At 66.8% G+C, this 17,849-nt stretch carries 13 protein-coding genes; 3 read left to right on the top strand and 10 right to left on the bottom strand.

The genetic code is table 11. The features are described 5' to 3' along the window. Nucleotides 1-25: 25 nt before the first annotated feature. Together K5K93_RS10705 and K5K93_RS10710 are read left to right on the top strand one after the other, a co-directional pair. Nucleotides 26-541, top strand: coding sequence for a hypothetical protein (locus K5K93_RS10705; RefSeq protein WP_222387868.1), 516 nt, complete (start codon nt 26-28; stop codon nt 539-541). Nucleotides 542-615: 74 nt separating this feature from the next. Continuing rightward, nucleotides 616-1,176 carry a queuosine precursor transporter gene (locus K5K93_RS10710; protein WP_222387869.1) on the top strand — a complete coding sequence of 187 codons (561 nt, stop codon included), beginning with the start codon at nt 616-618 and terminating at the stop codon, nt 1,174-1,176. 216 nt (nt 1,177-1,392) lie between these two features. On the opposite strand, the gene glnE is transcribed toward K5K93_RS10710, so the two are convergent. Then, nucleotides 1,393-4,188: a bifunctional [glutamate--ammonia ligase]-adenylyl-L-tyrosine phosphorylase/[glutamate--ammonia-ligase] adenylyltransferase gene (glnE, locus tag K5K93_RS10715; RefSeq protein ID WP_222387870.1), complete on the bottom strand. Its 2,796-nt coding sequence runs from the start codon at nt 4,186-4,188 to the stop codon at nt 1,393-1,395. A gap of 375 nt (nt 4,189-4,563) precedes the next feature. Here glnE and K5K93_RS10720 point away from each other — a divergent pair, with 375 nt between their 5' ends. Next, nucleotides 4,564-6,078 (top strand): acetyl-CoA hydrolase/transferase family protein, encoded by a 1,515-nt coding sequence (locus tag K5K93_RS10720; protein ID WP_222387871.1) that lies wholly within the window; start codon nt 4,564-4,566, stop codon nt 6,076-6,078. Nucleotides 6,079-6,426: 348 nt separating this feature from the next. On the opposite strand, the gene K5K93_RS10725 is transcribed toward K5K93_RS10720, so the two are convergent. The 9 genes from K5K93_RS10725 to K5K93_RS10765 all read right to left on the bottom strand — a co-directional run bounded on the left by K5K93_RS10725 (nt 6,427) and on the right by K5K93_RS10765 (nt 17,770). After that, nucleotides 6,427-7,788 carry a VOC family protein gene (locus K5K93_RS10725; RefSeq protein WP_032975602.1) on the bottom strand — a complete coding sequence of 454 codons (1,362 nt, stop codon included), beginning with the start codon at nt 7,786-7,788 and terminating at the stop codon, nt 6,427-6,429. Nucleotides 7,789-7,950: 162 nt separating this feature from the next. Continuing rightward, complete coding sequence (locus K5K93_RS10730) at nt 7,951-8,439, bottom strand: hypothetical protein (protein WP_222387872.1); 489 nt, start codon at nt 8,437-8,439, stop codon at nt 7,951-7,953. Nucleotides 8,440-8,470: 31 nt separating this feature from the next. Next, nucleotides 8,471-9,223, bottom strand: a complete 753-nt coding sequence (locus K5K93_RS10735) for an HAD family hydrolase (RefSeq protein ID WP_032975604.1) — start codon at nt 9,221-9,223, stop codon at nt 8,471-8,473. A 97-nt stretch (nt 9,224-9,320) separates the two neighbouring features. Then, nucleotides 9,321-9,740 carry an EF-hand domain-containing protein gene (locus K5K93_RS10740; RefSeq protein WP_025878233.1) on the bottom strand — a complete coding sequence of 140 codons (420 nt, stop codon included), beginning with the start codon at nt 9,738-9,740 and terminating at the stop codon, nt 9,321-9,323. A 227-nt stretch (nt 9,741-9,967) separates the two neighbouring features. Further along, nucleotides 9,968-10,339: a hypothetical protein gene (locus K5K93_RS10745; protein ID WP_222387873.1), complete on the bottom strand. Its 372-nt coding sequence runs from the start codon at nt 10,337-10,339 to the stop codon at nt 9,968-9,970. A 622-nt stretch (nt 10,340-10,961) separates the two neighbouring features. Beyond that, the gene (locus tag K5K93_RS10750; RefSeq protein ID WP_222387874.1) at nt 10,962-11,675 is read right to left on the bottom strand and encodes a M15 family metallopeptidase; all 714 of its coding nucleotides are present in this window, start codon (nt 11,673-11,675) and stop codon (nt 10,962-10,964) included. Beyond that, nucleotides 11,608-13,164 (bottom strand): serine hydrolase domain-containing protein, encoded by a 1,557-nt coding sequence (locus K5K93_RS10755; RefSeq protein WP_222387875.1) that lies wholly within the window; start codon nt 13,162-13,164, stop codon nt 11,608-11,610. Before K5K93_RS10755 ends, K5K93_RS10750 begins: the two co-directional genes overlap by 68 nt. Nucleotides 13,165-13,247: 83 nt before the next feature. Then, nucleotides 13,248-16,247 (bottom strand): TonB-dependent receptor, encoded by a 3,000-nt coding sequence (locus tag K5K93_RS10760; RefSeq protein WP_222387876.1) that lies wholly within the window; start codon nt 16,245-16,247, stop codon nt 13,248-13,250. 50 nt (nt 16,248-16,297) lie between these two features. Next, nucleotides 16,298-17,770, bottom strand: a complete 1,473-nt coding sequence (locus K5K93_RS10765; RefSeq protein WP_222387877.1) for a transglutaminase domain-containing protein — start codon at nt 17,768-17,770, stop codon at nt 16,298-16,300. Between the last annotated feature and the right edge of the window lie 79 nt (nt 17,771-17,849).

A 17,849-nucleotide genomic window follows, 5' to 3' on the forward strand; every position in this document is an offset into this window, starting at 1 on the left:
CCTTCATCCTGACCAGGAGGTCACCATGCTTCGTTCCCTGCGCGCCCCCGCCGCCGCCCTGCTGCTCTCGGCCCTGACGGTGCCGACCGTGCACGCTGGCGCCGCCCCGCACATCAACAGCGGCCAGGCCAGCGTGCTGGTCACTTCGCTGATCGTGGTGTCGGTTCCGCTGGCCACCTCGATGGGCCTGGCCGCGCTGTCCAAGGCGCCGTTCAAGGCCAGCGAGCGCAATAGCCGGGTGGCCGAGCGCACTCCGGCAGTACCGCTGCCGCCGATGGAAGTGAAGCAGGTGGCGACCACCGCCGCTGGCGAGCGCCAGGTGCAGCTGCAGGTGCCGGACAAGGCCGACCAGACCGCCACCCTGCAGTGGCCGGCGATCGAAGGCGAAGACCCGGTGGCTGGTTTCGTGGTGGGCCAGCAGGTGCGCTTCGACCCGACCGATGCCGGTGCCGGCTGGACAGTGAAGAACAGTGACGGCAAGGCCCTGGCCTATGTGCCGACCGCCTATGCCGCCGGCGACGCGCTGAGCGAGCAGCTGTAAAACTGAACGGCCGTTTTTGGCTTTGAGGCGGGCCGGGCGGATAATGGGCGATCCCCTTTGTCCCTTGGCTCGCCATGTCCGTGCGTCCTGCGCCTGTTTTTGCCCCGTTGACCGCCCGCGCCCTGGTGCTGGCGGTGCTGGCCATGGGCGCGGTGGTGCTGCTGTCCAACGTGCTGGTGCAGTACCCGATCAATGACTGGCTGACCTGGGGTGCTTTCAGCTACCCGGTGGCCTTTCTGGTCAGCAACCTGATCAACCGCCGCTTCGGCCCGGGCCCGGCCCGCCGCGTGGCGTGGACCGGGTTTGCGGTGGCGGTGCTGCTGTCGGTGTGGGTGGCGACGCCGCGCATTGCAATCGCCTCGTGCTCGGCCTTCATCGTGGCCCAGTTGCTGGACATCACCGTATTCGATCGCCTGCGCCGCGGCAGCTGGTGGCGCGCACCGATGGTGGCCACCACCTGCAGCGCCACGGTGGACACCACGATCTTCTGGTCAATCGCCTTCGCCGGTTCCACCCTGCCGTGGGTGAGCTGGGCAGCGGGCGACCTGGCAGTGAAGCTGGCGATCGGCGTGTGCCTGCTGGCCCCGTTCCGCGCGCTGCTGTGGAAGATGGCGCCGCTGCGTACAGCGGGCTGACTGCCTCACCGGTGGGTGCCAACCTTGGTTGGCGCACTCCCTTCACCCGGTGGGTGCCGACCGTTGGTCGGCACGCTTCTTCAGGGTTCATCGCAGCTGAGGGATTGTGCCGACCAACGGTCGGCACCTACCAATGGAAGGCCATCGCCGAGCCATTGACCCGGTGGGTGCCAGAGGTCGGCACCTACCCAAAGCTGCTACCGCCATTGCAGGCGGTCAGGCGAACGGCAGCTCCGCGGCGATGCACGCGGCGCGGATCGCCGCACACGCCTCTTCGATGGCCGGCGTGGTCGGTGCCAAGCGCGGCCGGCGATCCAGCGTGCAGGCCAGCCCGACCTCCAGCAGCGTGGCATGCGCGCCATGCAGCGCCTGTGCGGTGGCTTCGGGCAGGAACTCCGCCGCCGCCAGCGCGTCGATCAATGCAGGCGTGGCACGCGGCTGCAGCAATGCAGGGAGTTGCGCACTGCATGCCAGCACGCCGGTCTGCAGCAGGAATTCCAGGTCGACCACGCCACCCGCGCCCTGCTTCAGGTCGAGCCGCGCGGCATCGCTGCGGTCCAGTTCGGTGCGCATGCGCCCGCGCATCTTCACCACATCGGCATACAGTGTTGCGCGATCACGTTCGCGGCCCAGGGTCTGCGCACGTATCTGTTCGAAATCCTGCAGCAGGCTGGCATCGCCGGCCACGCCGCGTGCGCGCACCAGCGCCTGGTGCTCCCAGGTCCATGCGCGATCGCGCTGGTACTCGGTGTAGCTGGCCAGCGAAGACACCAGCGAGCCCTTGCCACCATCCGGACGCAGGCGCACGTCGATGTCGTACAGGCGGCCGGCGGCGGTGACTGCAGCCAGCAGCGCCATCACCTTCTGGGCCAGGCGCGCATACCAGCGGCCCGGCTCCAGCGGGCGCGCGCCGTCACTGGCTTCCACGCCCGGCGGGTGATCGTGCAGGAACACCAGGTCCAGATCCGAGCCGAAACCCAGCTCCAGGCCGCCCAGGCTGCCGTAACCAATCATCGCGAAGCGGCCGCCGGCGATAGCGCCGTGCGCGGCGTGCATATCGGCCTCGGCCATCGCCAACACGGTGATGACCACCGCCTGCGCCAGTTCGGCCAGTTGCCGGGTGCTGTCGACCGCGCCCTGGCGGCCATCCAGCGTGGCCATGGCCATGCGGAAGCTCAACGCCAGGCGTGTTTCATTGAGCCAGCGCAGCTGCGATTCGGGATCTTCCACCGGCAGCACCTGCCGGCATTCGGCCAGCATGCCGTCGGCGTCGGGCATCGGCCCGGACACGCGTACGTCCAGCAGTTCGTCCAGCAGCAGCGGATACGCGGCCAGGCGCTCGGCCAGCAGCGCGCTGCGTGCCAGCACGTCGACCAGTCGCGCGAGTGCGCTGGGCTGTTCGTCCAGCAGCGCCAGGTAGCTGGTGCGGCGCAGGACCGCCTGCAGCAGGCCGAGCACGCGCTTGAGTGCGGCATCGGGCTGCGGTGAACGGGTGGCCGCGTGCAGCAGTGCCGGCAGTACGCGGTCCAGTCGCGCACGCGCGGCATCGGACAGCGACTTCACACCGGTGCCCTGGGCGAAATCGCGCAGTGACTGATCGGCGCCATTGGCATCGAGGAAACCGGCCTCGGCCAGCAGCGGCGCGTTGCTGCCTTCGGGCAGGCTGCGCCAGTAATTGGCCAGCGCATCCGGCGCTGCCTGGCCCTTGCGTGGCGCCAGCAGCGCACCGAACTCGGTACTGACGCGCTGCTGCTGCACACGCAGTGCGTCGCGCAGCGCATCCCAATCGGCATAGCCCAGGCCGACGGCAATCCGCTGGCGATCCAGCGCATCGCTGGGCAGCACATGGGTCTGCGCATCGCGCAGCATCTGCAGGCGGTTTTCCAGCCGGCGCAGGAACAGATAGGCCTCGCGCAGTGCCGCGCCATCATCGCGGGCGATCTGCCCGGCAGCGACCAGCGCATCCAGCGCGACCAGCAATCGCCGCTCACGCAGCACCGGCTCGCGGCCACCGCGAATGAGCTGCAGCGCCTGGCATAGGAATTCGATCTCGCGGATGCCACCGGCACCGCGCTTGATGTCGTCGTGCATCTCGCGCCGGGCGACTTCTGCAGTGATAGCCGCCTTCATCTCGCGCAGGCCGTCGAGCGCGGTGAAATCCAGGTAGCGGCGGTACACGAACGGACGCAGGGTCTGCAGCCAGGCCTCGCCAGCGGCGATATCGCCCGCCACCGCGCGCGCCTTCAACCAGGCATAGCGCTCCCAGTCACGGCCTTCGCGCTGGAAGTACTGATCCATCGCAGCGAATGACAGCGCGACACGGCCCGCGCTGCCGAACGGGCGCAGGCGCAGGTCGACGCGATGGCTGAAGCCATCGACGGTGGTTTCATCCAGCAGTTTGGCCAGGCGCTGGCCGAGCCGGGCGAAATACTCTTCGGCCGCCAACGCGCGCGGACCGTCGGATTCACCGCCCTGCACGTAGGCGTAGACCAGATCGACATCGGAACTGAAGTTGAGCTCGCCACCGCCCAGCTTGCCCAGCCCGAACACCACCAGCTGCTGAGGTTGGCCGTGGTCATCGGTGATCACCCCGTGGCGCTGGGCGAACTCCTGCTGCAGGGCGTCCAGCGCCAAGCGCAGGCAGTCCTCGGCCAGCGAGGTGGCGCCCGCCAGAGTCTGCGGCACGTCATCCAGCCCGGCCAGGTCGCGCCAGATCAAGCGGGTGGACATCGCCGTGCGCCAGCGTCGCAGCTGTGCCGGCCAGTCGCTGGGCTGCAGCGGGTCGAGCACCGGCGCCGGCAGCGGCGGGCAGCCCGGCGCGGCCAGCTGCGCCAGCAGGCCGGGCTGGCGCACCAGGGTGTCCAGGGCGAAGTCGCTGCTGATGGCCAGCTGCACCAGCATCGGCCGCAGTTCGGCCGGGATGGGATCGGGCACTGCCTGGGCCAGACGCGCCAGCGCGCGGTCGACGAGGGGCTGCAGGGTGGCGGGCAATTCGGCGGGGGCGAGGGTCATGCACTGATTCTCGCGGGGTCGCATCTCTTTGCCAACGGCGAAGGGCTGCGACCGCTTGCTGCAATATCGCCGAAGGTTGCTGGGGTTGCCGGCCAGCGGCCGGCACTACCGAAAATGGAATCCGCGCATTCATCTTGGGCGACAGGCAATAAAAAAGCCCGCTTGCAGCGAACTGCCAGCGGGCTCTGCTCCCTCCCCCACGTCGGGATGCAGGGCCATCGTGCGGTGTACGAAAGTACTTTGCACGCTGCACTGCAAAACAAAACCGGCGGGTATGGGAGAGGCCTTGCCGGAAACACCATTCCACGAAGGTAGAACCCCCCGTACGGCAGGGGATGGCCGATAATCGGGATTCCCCCCAGAAACGCTGTCGTCATGACTGTTGATCGCATCGCCAACGCGCGTCTTCGTGACCGCGTGGTCTCCGCCGAGGCCGCAGCCGCGCTGATCCAGCCCGGTGAAACCGTGGCCATGAGCGGCTTTACCGGCTCCGGTTACCCCAAGGCCGTTCCCGTTGAGCTGGCCCGCCGCATCGAATCGGTGCATGCCCAGGGCCTGCCCTTCCAGATCAGCCTGATGACCGGCGCCTCCACCGCGCCGGAACTCGATGGCGCGCTGGCCAAGGCCGATGGCATCGCCATGCGCATGCCGTTCCAGAGCGACCCGGATGCGCGCAACCGCATCAACGAGGGCAAGCTGGATTACATCGACATCCACCTCAGCCACGTCGCCCAGCACGTCTGGTTCGGCTTCTACGGTGAGATCGATACCGCCGTGGTCGAGGTCTCGGCGATCCGCGAGGATGGCTCGCTGGTGCCGTCCACCTCGGTGGGCAACAACAAGACCTGGCTGGACCTGGCCAAGAAGGTGATCGTCGAGGTCAACGAGTGGCAGCCGGCCGGCGTGGACGGCATGCATGACATCTACTACGGCACCGCGCTGCCGCCGCACCGCAAGCCGATTCCGCTGGTCAATGCCAACGACCGCATCGGCGAGACCGCGCTGCGCTGTGACCCGGACAAGATCGTGGCCGTGGTGCGCACCAATGGCCCGGATCGCAACAGCCCGTTCAGCCCGATCGATGCGACCAGCGAGCAGATCGCCGCGCACCTGATCGAGTTCCTGCAGCACGAAGTAAAGCGCGGCCGCCTGCCGGCCAACCTGCTGCCGCTGCAGTCGGGCGTGGGCAACATCCCCAATGCGGTGCTGGCCGGCCTGGCCAAGAGTGGTTTCCGCGACCTGGCCGCGTTCACCGAAGTGATCCAGGACGGCATGCTCGACCTGCTGCGCGACGGCGTGCTGAGCTATGCCTCGTGCACCGGCTTCGCACTGAGCCCGCAGGCCAACGAGACGTTCAAGGAGAACATCGAGTTCTACCGCGAGCGCATCATCATGCGCACGCAGGAAATCTCCAACCATCCGGAACTGGTGCGTCGCCTGGGCTGCATCGGCATGAACGGCATGATCGAGGTGGACATCTACGGCAACGTCAATTCCACGCACGTGATGGGCACGCGGATCATGAACGGCATCGGCGGTTCGGGCGACTTCGCGCGCAATGGCTTCCTGTCTGCGTTCCTGAGCCCGTCGACGGCGAAGAACGGCACCATTTCGGCGATCGTGCCGATGGCCAGCCATGTCGACCACACCGAGCACGACGTGTCGGTGATCGTGACCGAACAGGGCCTGGCCGATCTGCGTGGCCTGACCCCGCGCAAGCGCGCGCAGGTGCTGATCGACAACTGCGCGCACCCGGATTTCCGCGCGCAGCTGCAGGACTACTTCGACCGCGCCAGCCGCGAAAGTTACGGCAAGCACACCCCGCACCTGCTGCCGGAGGCGTTGTCGTGGCACCAGCGGTGGCTGGATACGGGCACCATGAAGGCCTGAGTATTGCCGGTTCGCCGGGCATGGCCCGGCGCTACCCCGCATCGCACCTTGGTAGCGCCGGGCCATGCCCGGCGGGTGTGCCGCATCGCATCTTGGTAGCGCCGGGCCATGCCCGGCGGTGTTCCGCATCGCACCTTGGTAGCGCCGGGCCATGCCCGGCGCGTGTGCCGCATCGCACCCTGGTAGCGCCGGGCCATGCCCGGCGGGTGTCCCGCATCGCACCTTGGTAGCGCCGGGCCATGCCCGGCGGGTGTGCCGCATCGCACCCTGGTAGCGCCGGGCCATGCCCGGCGGGTGTGCCGCATCGCACCTCAGTAGCGCCGGGCCATGCCCGGCGGGTGTGCCGCATCAGGTGCGCAGGCTCGCCAGCGATTCGGCCTGGATGCGCTCGTAGATCTCGAACTCATCGTTCACCGCCGCACCCAGCGCCTGTTCGAAGGCCTCGCGATTGGCATGGGCGGCGTACGCGCGCTGCTCACCGCCGCCCAGGTTCGACTGGAAGATGCCTGCGGCGCTGACCGGCAGGAAGTCCTCGTAGACGATCGGATCGGCCGTGGCCAGGCCAGCGGCAACCAGCACTTCGGCCGGCAGATCGGCCACGCGCTCCGGCGCGGCGCGGCCAGCGTCGGTCAGCTGGTAGCGGTAATACCCCAGGCCTTCCTGGCGCAGGGTGTCGTGGTCATCCGGGAAGCTGGCGAACACCGCCTGCAGGCGCTGCCCATAGTCGCCACCGGTGCTGCCCGCGCCGTCGGCATCGCGCGCCTGCGTCAGCAGCTGGTCGTACAGCGCGCGGCCCTTGGCGGTCAGCGCCAGGCCGCGCTGCTCGATCTCGCCGAAGCGCGCGGTATGGGTACCGGCGTCGCCGCCTTCGTTGCCCGGGAAGTGCACGGCCTCTTCCAGCGCCTTGAAGCTGGTCTGCCGCAGCAGGATCGGGCAGGCGCGACGCGGCGGGCCCTCGATCACCGCCTTGGCGGCCATGCCGTGCTCGATCATCGCCGCCTGCGCAGCGTCGATGTCCAGCGTGCGCGGGGTCAGGTGGTTGATGTGCGGGCCACGGAAGCTGACCACGTCGGCCACCAGCCGGTGTGCCTTGTGCAGGGCATGGTAGGTCGGCAGGTCGACGGTGGCGTCGCCATGCCAGCGGAAGGTTTCCAGCGCCTGTTCGACGAAGCGCTCGGCATCGGCCTGGGTCAGGCCACCGTCACGCTCGGCCTGGTCGATCAGCGCCAGTGCGTCGTCGGTGAAGATGCGGCGGCGGGCGAGGATTTCGGCCGACTGCGCACGCAGCGCCTCGTCTTCGATCAGCTCCAGGCGCAGCAGCGAGGTGAACACGCGGAACGGGTTCAGTGCCAGCGCAGCGGCGGTCAGCGGGCGGAAGGCGGTGGAATGCACCGGCACGCCGGCCACCGACAGATCGTAGTAGCCCACCGGGTACATGCCCATCACCGCGAACAGGCGGCGCAGGGTTGCCAGTTCCTGCGGGGTACCGACGCGGATCGCGCCATGGCGTTCTTCATCCAGGCGGGCACGCTCGTCGTTGCGCAGCAGCTGCGCGGCCAGCGCCGGGTCCTGCGCCAGGACCTGCGTGTTGATCCGCTCCACCAGTTCCACCAGCGTGCCGTACAACGGCACTTCGGTGCGGTACATGCGGGACATGGCCTGGGCGAACAGGCGGCGGATCACATCAGGCGAAACGAAAGAGGCGCTCATCAGTCACTCGATTACGGGAACGGGGAACAGCTCGGACCCGTATTGTCGCCGGAGCGCGCGGCGGCGGCGATACGCAGAGCAACATGAAGAACATCGGTAGCGCCGGGCCATGCCCGGCGAACCGCAGGGCCGCGCTGCGCGCTCGCCGGGCGTGGCCCGGCGCTACCGCTTCAACTGCCGCTTCAGCGTGGCATCGAGGGTGATCGGCCGATCCCAGTGCTCGTAGCTGGCCACGATGGCGTGGCGCACGGCGCGGTAGTGCAGGTTCTGCGGCTTGGCCGGCATCCGCTTCACCACCTCGGCCCAGCCGCCGTCGGGATCCTGGCTGAAGGCACGCACGCTGTCGCGGCAGGTCTGGCCACTGGCCTTGGCCCAGAAACAGGCGAAATAGATGTCGCCGGCCTGCCATTGGTGGGTGGTGGCCAGCGCGGCGATGTAGCCGCGCGGTACACCGGCGTAGCGCGATACCTCGTCGAGGAAGGCATCGGGGTAACGCTCGGCGTAGTGGTTGATGTCGGCCAGCTGGGTGTCGACCCAGGCATCGCCGGTATCCACCTCATAGGTCGCCGAACGTTCGGCGGTCTGCTGCGCCAGCACGATGGCCGGCGCCAGCAGCAGGGACAACAGCAGGGCGCGCAGTGGCAGTTTCATCCTTCGATTCTGCCGCAGCCGCCGCGCCGTGTCAGGCCGCGGCAGCGGCCTTGGCCTCGATCGTCGCCAGCGCCGCCGGCCAGTCCCAGGCGGTATCGGCGTTGACCATGCGTGGTTCGTCGTCGGCCACGCCGTGCTGGGTCTCGTGCGCCCAGGTCACCGCGTACGGGGTGTGGATACCCCAGCCGCCGAGGGTGATCACCGGTTCGATGTCCGAGCGCAGCGAATTGCCGACCATCACGAACTGCTGCATCGGCAGGTCGAATTCGGCCAGCACGCGGGCATAGGTTTCCGGGTCCTTCTCGGACACGATCTCGATGCGCGGGAACAGGTCCGCCAGCGCCGCGACCTTGATCTTGGCTTCCTGGTGGAACAGGTCGCCCTTGGTGATCAGCACCACCGGGTACTGCGCGGCGATGGCCGCCACCGACTCGCGTACACCGTCGATCAGTTCGACCGGATGGCGCAGGGTGTCATGGCCGATATCGAGGATGCGCTGGATGTCCTTGGCTTCGATGCGCTGCGAGGTGATCTCGATGGCCGCTTCGATCATCGACAGCGTCATGCTCTTCACCCCGTAACCGAACACGCCGAGGTGGCGCTGCTGCACTTCCAGCAGGTGGCGGGCGGTCTGGGTGTCGTGGACGTCGATGTAGCGCGACAGCAGGTCCAGGTAATCCTGCTCGGCCTTGCGGTAGTAGTCCTCGCTCTTCCACAGCGTGTCGTCACCGTCAAAACCGACCAGGCCGATGGCGCGCGAGGGCGCAGGCGTGGAGGTGTTCATCGCCCTAGGATACAGGCGCGGCGATGACGAAAAAAACCCGGGTGGCCGAAGCCACCCGGGTTGCCCATGCACCGGTTGTCCCGAATTCAACCGTGGATCAGCGACCCTGGCCCGCGGCCGTGCCCCCCGCGCCGGCACCCGCCTGCTGGGCAGCCACGTAGGCCTTGTACTCGTCGGCGCTCAACTGGCCGTCCTTGTTGGCATCAGCCTGGTCGAACACCTGCGCAAGGCCCGCATTCACCTGCGACTCGCTCTTGCTGATGGTGCCGTTGCCATCGGTATCGATGCTGGCCCACGTCTGGCCACCGCCGTTGGCCTGCGCCGAGGCTGCTGCGGCCGCGTCGGTGGCCTGGTCAGCCGCTTGGCCTGCCTGTGCCGCCGCCTGCTGGGCCTGCGCCGCTTCGTTCTGTGCATGCGCGGCCTGCTGCTTGGCCGACTGCGCCATCGCCGGGATGGCCAACACGCTGCCGGCGGCGACGATCAGGGCGATCAGGGGCTTGCGGTTGCGAATAGTCATCTGGGGTGTCTCCTGAAGGGTGGTAGTGCGCGGTCGTTGTCTCCGCACGGCACCTACCCTGCCACCGCGTTTCTGAATCGATTTTGCGCCGCGATTCCCTCGAACACGCATGGTTAACCACTGGCGCAGACGCATGCGTTAGCGCGGTGGTTAGTGCGAAGTGAGCAGGTAGTAAGACGAGCATTCAGCGCTGCAGCATTTAACCGGCAGCGAACGAAAAACCTGCGTCAGTCGACGGTTTTTTCCGATGACCGCGAACTGAACAACACCCATCCCAATGCCACACCGGCGAGCGCACCGGCGATCTCCAGCACCACGCGGCTGCCCAGCTCGTTCGGATCGTGGATGGTGGACAGGAACAGGCGCGCATACAGCGGCGACTCCAGCCGCACGATGCCCATGTAGAACAGCTTCCAGGCGTCGATGCCGGCGGAGATGATCACCGCGATCACGCACGACCAGCCGATCGCATGGCCCACGGTCCAGCGCAGCACCCGGCACAGGTGGTGCCACAGGAAATACACCAGCAGGCCGACCAGCAGGGCGATGAGGCCCGCCTCAAGCGTACCGAGCAGGCCGAAATGCAGGGGAAGGTTCATCGGGCGGGGACGCAGGAGAAGGCGGCCAGTGTAAGGGGTATCGGCAGGGCTGCGCCCTGTACCTGCCGAAGCCAGGGCAACGGCAACCGCCAAAGCAACAGCGGGCGTTCCGTGGGATGGCGGGGTGGTGTCGGATTGCGGGGACGCCGCAAGTACGTCCCTGTAGGCTCAGCCGCGCCATCCATGGCGCGGATGCCCCGCAATCCGACACCCCCCCGCCTTCGACAGGTTCCCGGTATGTGGTAGATCCACGCCATGCGTGGATGGATTTCCATCGAATCGAATATTTCGACAATTGAACGAAGAACATCCACGCATGGCGTGGACCTACCGTGTCGACCAAGGTCGACACCCACCAGGAGCACGCCATGCCATTCCGACAGATCGCGGAAATCTGTCGAAGGCGGGGTGGGTCCGGTTGCGGGGGCGTGAGCCGCATGGATGCGGCGACCGAGCTTACAGGGACGTACTTGCAGCGGCCCCCGCAACCGGCCCCACCCCGCCATCCCACGGATAGCCCGCTTCTGCTGTTGCTGTTGCTGTTGCTGTTGCTGTTGCTGTTGTTGTTGTTGCTGTTGCCGTCGATTCGGCGGGTGCAGGGCGCAGCCCTGCCGACACCCCCTTACCGCACTGGCACGTCGTAGGCGGTACCGGAGTCCGGCTCGGGCTGCAGCGTGTAGTGCCACCACTCCTGCGCATAGTTGGCGAAACCACGCCGTGCCATCGCCTGTACCAGCTGCTGGCGGTTGGCCTTCTGCGCGTCATTCAGGCCGGGCGTCTGCGTATGCGCGCGCGGGCCGAAGAAATCGAAATCGGTGCCCATGTCCATCTGCGTACAGCGTCCGCTGCGGCAATCCAGCAGGCCCAGATCCACGGTGGCACCACGGCTGTGGCCGGAGCGCTCGGCGATGTAGCCGTCGCTCAGCAGTTGCGGCTTGTCCAGATCCGGATACTGCAGCGCCTTGCGCGACTGTTCCTGCGGATCACGTACCCAGGCCATGAACGCCTGCACCGCGCGCACCGGGCGATAGCAATCGTAGAGACGCAAGCCAAAACCCTGCGCGCGCAGGTCGGCTTCCACAGCGGCCAACGCCTTTGCCACCGGCGCCAGCAGATAACACGCGGGCGCTTCATAGCCGGGCACGGGCGCAGCAGTGAAGTTGTTGGCACCGGCGTAGCGGATGTCCATCTCGATGCGCGGCGACAGCGTGCGGATCTCCACCAGTCCCGCCGCAGTGACATCGGTGGCGGGCGAGATGCGTGGTGGCTCAGCGGCGTGGGCCGCCGCTGCCAGGGCAATCGCCAGTACGAGTGAAATGCAGGTCCTGGAAGTCATAGCTGAAGTCGATCTCCGGATCGATGGCGCGCAGTTCCAGCGTCGGCGTGCCTGCATCGGGATTCAGCCACGCCTGCGCCGAGGGTTCCAGCGTATCCCACTGCAACAGCCAGCGACCCTGCAGCTGCTGCACCGTTGCCTGCAGCGCGGGCGATTTGTCCACGCTGAAGCGCAGGCCGTTGGCGGTGGGACACAGCGAGGCGGGGCCCAGCCAGGGATCGCGGTAACGCCCCTGCCATTGCGCCAGATCGGTGGCGGCGGCCGGTTGCGCCGCCCGGGTGGAGGGCGCACGACTTCCCGTGGCGGCACGCGCGGCCCGATCGGCCTTAAGCTCGGCCAGGTAGTACCCCACAGGTTGCGCGTCATCCGGCGCGGTGAACTGTTTCAGTGTTGACTGCATCAGCGCGGTGCGGGCTTCTTCGGCCTCGCCGTTGAACAGCATCACTACGCCGACCTTGCGATCCGGCAGCAGCGCCAGCGAGGAATACATGCCCGACAGCGTACCGGTGTGCGCGACCTTCCAGTGCCCGTCCATGTCCGACACCCGCCAGCCCAACCCATAGCCATAGAAGTGGGCGTTGTCCCACTTGCGTTGGCGTTCGCCCAACGGCATCGGCATGTGCAGCGTCCACAGCATGCGGCGTTGCTCGGCGCTCAACCACGCCGGTGCCAGCGCCGGGTCCAGCAGCACCTGCATCCAGCGCGTCATGTCGCGCAGCGAACAGCGGATGCCACCGGCCGCCATCGACGTCAGATCGGGGCTGAGCGTTCCATCGGCACCGGCCACCACATTGCGGCCATCGCGACGCATATGCGGTTGGGCGACATTGCCGACCTGCTTCACCGACCATGCGCCCACCTGGCAACGGGTCATCCCCAGCGGTTCAAACACCCGCTCGCGCATCAGCTGGTCATACGGCTTGCCACCGGCGGCCGCAGCCACCTCACCAGCAACGACGTACATCAGGTTGTCGTAGGCGTAGCCGCTGCGGAAACTGGTGACCGGTTTCAGGTGTGCCAGCCCGGCGATGACATCGCTGCGGGTGAAGGCATTGGGCTCGGGCCACAACATCAGGTCACCGGCACCCAGGCCGAGGCCACTGTTGTGAATCAGCAGATCGCGCACCTGCAGGTGTTCGCCCACCCACGGGTCATGCATGCGGAACGCCGGCAGGTGGCGCTGCACCGGGTCGTCCCAGCGCAGCTTGCCCTGCTCCACCAGCGTGGCCAGCAGCGCGGCGGTCATCGCCTTGCTGTTGGAGGCGATCTTGAACAGCGTGTCTTGATCGATGCGGCCGCCGTCACCGCGCGCGCCTTCGGCGTGGCGATAGACCACCTGGCCATCCTCGACCACCGCCATCGCCAGCCCCGGCAGGTGCTCGTGCTGGCCCACGAAGGCGATGTCGGCGTCCAGGCGTGCGGTGTCCACCGCCCCTGCTGGGGCGGTGGGGATGGCCATTGCTGCAGCCAGTAGCAACAGACGATGCAAGTCAGTCTCCGTCAGGCAGCGCGCAGGCAGGTACGGCGTTCATCACGCCACGCCGCCCCGCAGGGCGGCGCGCAGATGCATCCTCAATAATTCCAGGTCACCGTCAACTGCGCATAGCGCGGCGACTGGAATCCCGTGCCATAGCCATACATCGGGTTCGGTGTGCCGATGCTGTCCTGCGGCTCGTAGTCCTGGTCCACGGTGACCACGCGCTGCTGGTTGAGCACGTTGTACACCGCCAGCTTCAGGCGCAGGTCAGTGGGGATCGGCACCTTGTAGGAAACGCTGACGTCCAGATCGTAGGTCCACGGGGTACGGCCATCGCCACCGCGCGGCGAATGCACGAACACGCGTTCGGAGGGGACCGTCGACTGGCAGTTGGACACACACACGTAATAGCTGTGGAAGTCGGTGTCGTCGAAGGGATTGCCCGCACCGAAGCGGGTGATCGGGCTGCCCGACTGCACGCCCAGGGTGGCGGCCACGCTGAGGTTCTCGGTCAACGCGTAGCTGCCGCGGAACTTGAACTGATGGCGGCGGTCATTGGCCAGATAGCCATAACCGCGGTAGTTCACCCATGGGTTGTCGAAGTTCTCGGTGCGGCCAGCGTCGGCGAAGTCGGTATCGGAGTTGACCGGGCCTTCGGCGTTGCCGCGGCCGTAGGCCAGCGTATAGGAGGCATTGAAGCCCCACTTGCCATCCCACGCGCGATCGACCTGCAGTTCCAGCGCCTTGTAGTCACGCTTGGGCTTCACCCAGCCGCGTTGGCCCACGTAATTGCCGTCGTCGTCATACAGCGCCCAGCCTTCCCTGGAGGTGTCGATGTCGATCCAGCCATCGTTGCTGCCATCGCAGTTGGTGTCCCCCCAGACTGTGTTCGTGCGCCCGGGGTTGCCCATGATCCAGACGCCGTCGATCGCACCACACTGGCCGGTGGCGGTGATGTTCATGTCATCGATGGCGTTGCTCAGGCGCCGGTAGGTGACGCTTGCGGCAACCGACCACGATTCACTCAGCATGTGCTGGAAGCCTAGAATCGCCTCATCCTGGTAGACCGGATCCATGTCCCGGTTCACTTCGGCGCGCAGGTCCGGGACGCTGCCATCGCCTTGCGAATTGTCGACCGGACCGATCTGGCCGCCCAGGTTCGGCACGTTGTTGGCGGCGCCGGTGTAGCCCAGGAACTCATACCAGGTGCGCTCATCGAGGAATCCACCGGCCTGCTTGATGTTGATGACGTTGGCCACCGGCAGGTAGTAACGACCCAGGTTGCCGAACACCTTGGTGGTGCCATCACCACGCACGTCCCAGGCGAAGCCCAGGCGCGGCGCGATCATGTTGTCGATCTTGATGTAGCTGTCGCCGTCGCCGCCCTTGTTGTCGAACCCTTCCACGCGCGCGCCGATGTTGAGCAGGAAGTTCGGGGTGACCTGCCAGTTGTCTTCCAGGTAGTAGGCTGAGTTGATGGTCTCGAACGAACCGGCTACTTCGTAGCGGCGGGTACGCGCGACCAGGCCGCTGGCGGGCACGGTGCCGCCGTTGAGTGAACTGCCCGGCGTGCGGTAGTAGATGTCGTAGCGCAGGCCACCGGGACCGGGATAGGCGCGCTCGTAGTCGGAGGTGTTTTCTTCGCGGTCCAGGCCAAAGCGCAGCAGATGGTTGCCGATGGACCATTCAAAGTCGGCGCGCGCGGCCTTGCGCGTATCCAGCGCCGACTCCAGCTGCGAGCTGCTGGTGCAGCTGCGGTCACCCTGCAGGTTGGAAGGCACGCCCTGGCTGGCAGTGCGGTTATCGAACACGCGGTTGCAGTTCTCGTCCATCAACGAGCTCTGCGTGCGGTTGCGCTTGTTCTCGCCATACATCAGCTTCATGGTCAGATCGTTGTTGACCTGCCAGCTGTAGGTGCCCGACCAGTTCCTGCCGCCCACCGTGTTGTAGATCTGGTTGTTGCGCTCGGCTGCGACAGTGCCGGTGTCATGGTCGTAGCGATAGACGTCGGTGACGGTATCGCTCTTGTCGGAGAATCCGAACAGCGACAGCATCTGGTTGTCGGTGATCTGCCAATCCAGCTTGCCGCCCCAGAACGGATCATCGGCGGTACCCCGGTTGAACACGGTACCGGCATCATTGGTCGAATTGGGCGTGTAGTCGCGCGCTTCGTACATGCCGAAGAAGAACAGCCGGTCCTGCACCAGCGCACCGGAGGCGAACACATTCAGCGCACTGCGCGAGTAGTCGTCACGGCTGGCGGTGATGTAACGGCTGCCGTCGCCGTCATAGCGGTCGCGCGCCTGCGACTGCCAGGCGCGCGGCTCGAACACCAGTTCGGCACCGGCCTTGAAGTCGTTGCTGCCTGAGCGGGTGACGGCGTTGATGACGCCGCCGGTGCTGCGACCGAACTCCACCGAGTAGCCGCCGGTCTTCACCTGGAACTCCTGGTAGAACGAGAACGGTACCGACGAGAACCCGACCCGGTTGTAGAAGTCGGTGACGTTCAGGCCGTTGATGTAGACGGTGTTCTCCGCCACCGACGAACCACCGAAGGAGATGCCCTGCCCACCCAGCGAGCCCTTGCCCTTCACCGCGCCAGGCGCCAGCAGCGCCACCGCGGTGATGTCACGGTCCACCGGCAGCCGCGACAGTTCCTCGCGGGTGATGTTCGTGGCCGACTCGGTGGACTTCACGTCCACCATCGATACCACCTGCGGTGCGCGTACTTCCACGGTGCCCAACGTGCTGACCGCGCCCAGCGGCACATTCACCGTGGTTGCACTGCCCAGGCTAACGGTGACCTGGCCGACGCGGCTGGCAGCACCACCCGGCAGGCTGACCTCCATGTCATAGGTGCCGACCGGCAACAACGGAATGCGGTAGCTGCCCTTGCTGTCGGCCTGCACCGAACGCACAAAGCCAGTGGCGGGGTTGCGCACGGTAACGGTGGCACCGGCAGGCACCTGTCCGGCATCGCTGGTCAGGCGGCCGACCACGGCTCCGTCCTGTGCGAATGCGCTGGGCGCCAGCGTGGCCATGCACGCGCCGAGGGCGACGCACAAGGCCGCCCGCTTGATGTTGTAAGCCTTCATCCCCTGCTCTCTCCTGCAAGAATTGAATGGTGGTGGGGTGGTGTGTCGCGCTAGCGTTGCCCGGCTGGCAGTACCCGCCACTGGAAGTCGTAGCTCCATTGGTCGAAGTACAGGTTGCCGCCTGACCACTCGGCCTCGCCGCGCTGCGAGTCGACCGTTTCCGAGCGGTAGTGCTGTTTGGCCGGCACGAACGCCAGGCCGAAATCGTCGTTGAAGGCGATGCGGTAGCCATCGAGGCCACCGAGGTAGAAGTCACGCAGCGCGGGCGTGTCGCTGGCCAGCGCACCGGTGGTCACATCCATCGGCAGCCAGCCATAGGGCGCCAGGTAGACCTGGCCCCAGTCGTGCAGGTTGTTGTAGCCGCTGCCATCGTCAGAGAACACCATGCCCGACTGCCAGCGCGCGGGAATGCCGTTCATGCGCAGCAGGGCGATCAACAGCAGTGTCTGCTGCCCGCAATCGGCATGACCGGCGCGCAACGCGTAGTCGCTGATGTTGCTGAGGGTCGAGTACTCGCGCGCACCGGCCCATGGAATGCGGTCGACCGCGGCGAACAGCTTGCGTACCACTTCATACGGGCGTGTCTCGCCCTGCAGCACCTGGTCGGAGAACAGCTTCAGCGCCGGCGTGAAGCGCACGTGCGGCAGCTGCTCGGCCAGATAGGGCTTCAATGCTGGATCATCCGGCGTCGCCTGTACCTTCGTCGCATCGATTGCCGTGTGGCGCGCGAAGATCGTCACCGCATAGCGGATTTCAAAGTGCGTCGGCTGCCCGGCCACCGCCTTGGCTTCCAGGTAGACGGTGCGCTGCTGGGTGCTGGCCGGGGCGATTCGTGCCTTGCCCGGCGCACTGCCGATCCACTGCACGCGCTCCTGCTGGCCGGGAATCTCGCGCGGGTACGGAATCCAGGCACGTACGGTTTCGCCGGCCGGTACGGCATCCGCCTTGACCGTCAACGATTGGGTGAATTCGATGCGCTGCGGCAGCACCGATGCCGTGCCACTCTGTTCGGCGGCAACAACCACACGTGCGTGATGCGCGTTGAGCACCTCGTTGGGGCCCGGCGCCGGCATTGGCGCATCCGCGCGGCGGCGTGCACGCGCTTCATCGCTGAGCAGGAACAGGTTCGATGGTGCGCGCTTGAAGTACCAGCGCGTGCCATCGATGTCGAGATGCTCGAGCAGGCCAAGCTGGTCCCAGCGCGCGAATTCCTCGTCGGTCAGGTCGGGAATCCAGCGGCGTACCGCTGCTTTGGCAGCGGCGTGGTCAAGGGAGAAATCCAGTTTGATGCGGCGCATGCGCTCGCGCTGGAACGCGCTTTCGGCAGCATCGCCTGCGGTCGCCAGCAACGCATCGGCGTCGCTGAAACGACCGCGGTCGACCAGATCGATCAGCTGCGTTTCGCGTTCGCGATCAGTGGCGCTGCGCGGATCCGCGGCCGGTGCCGCCGACGCCCACAGCAGCAGCGCGGCACACAGGCCGGCAGCGGCAGGCAGAGACGGTTTGCGAACGGCAGGATCCACAGCGACACTTCCCAAGCGCGGGTGGTAACGGCTGTGTAACACGGGCCGGGAGACCGGTCAATAATTTATTCTTGCTTTC

Source organism: Stenotrophomonas sp. DR822 (assembly GCF_019793815.1).
In the GTDB taxonomy this organism is placed as follows: domain Bacteria; phylum Pseudomonadota; class Gammaproteobacteria; order Xanthomonadales; family Xanthomonadaceae; genus Stenotrophomonas; species Stenotrophomonas indicatrix.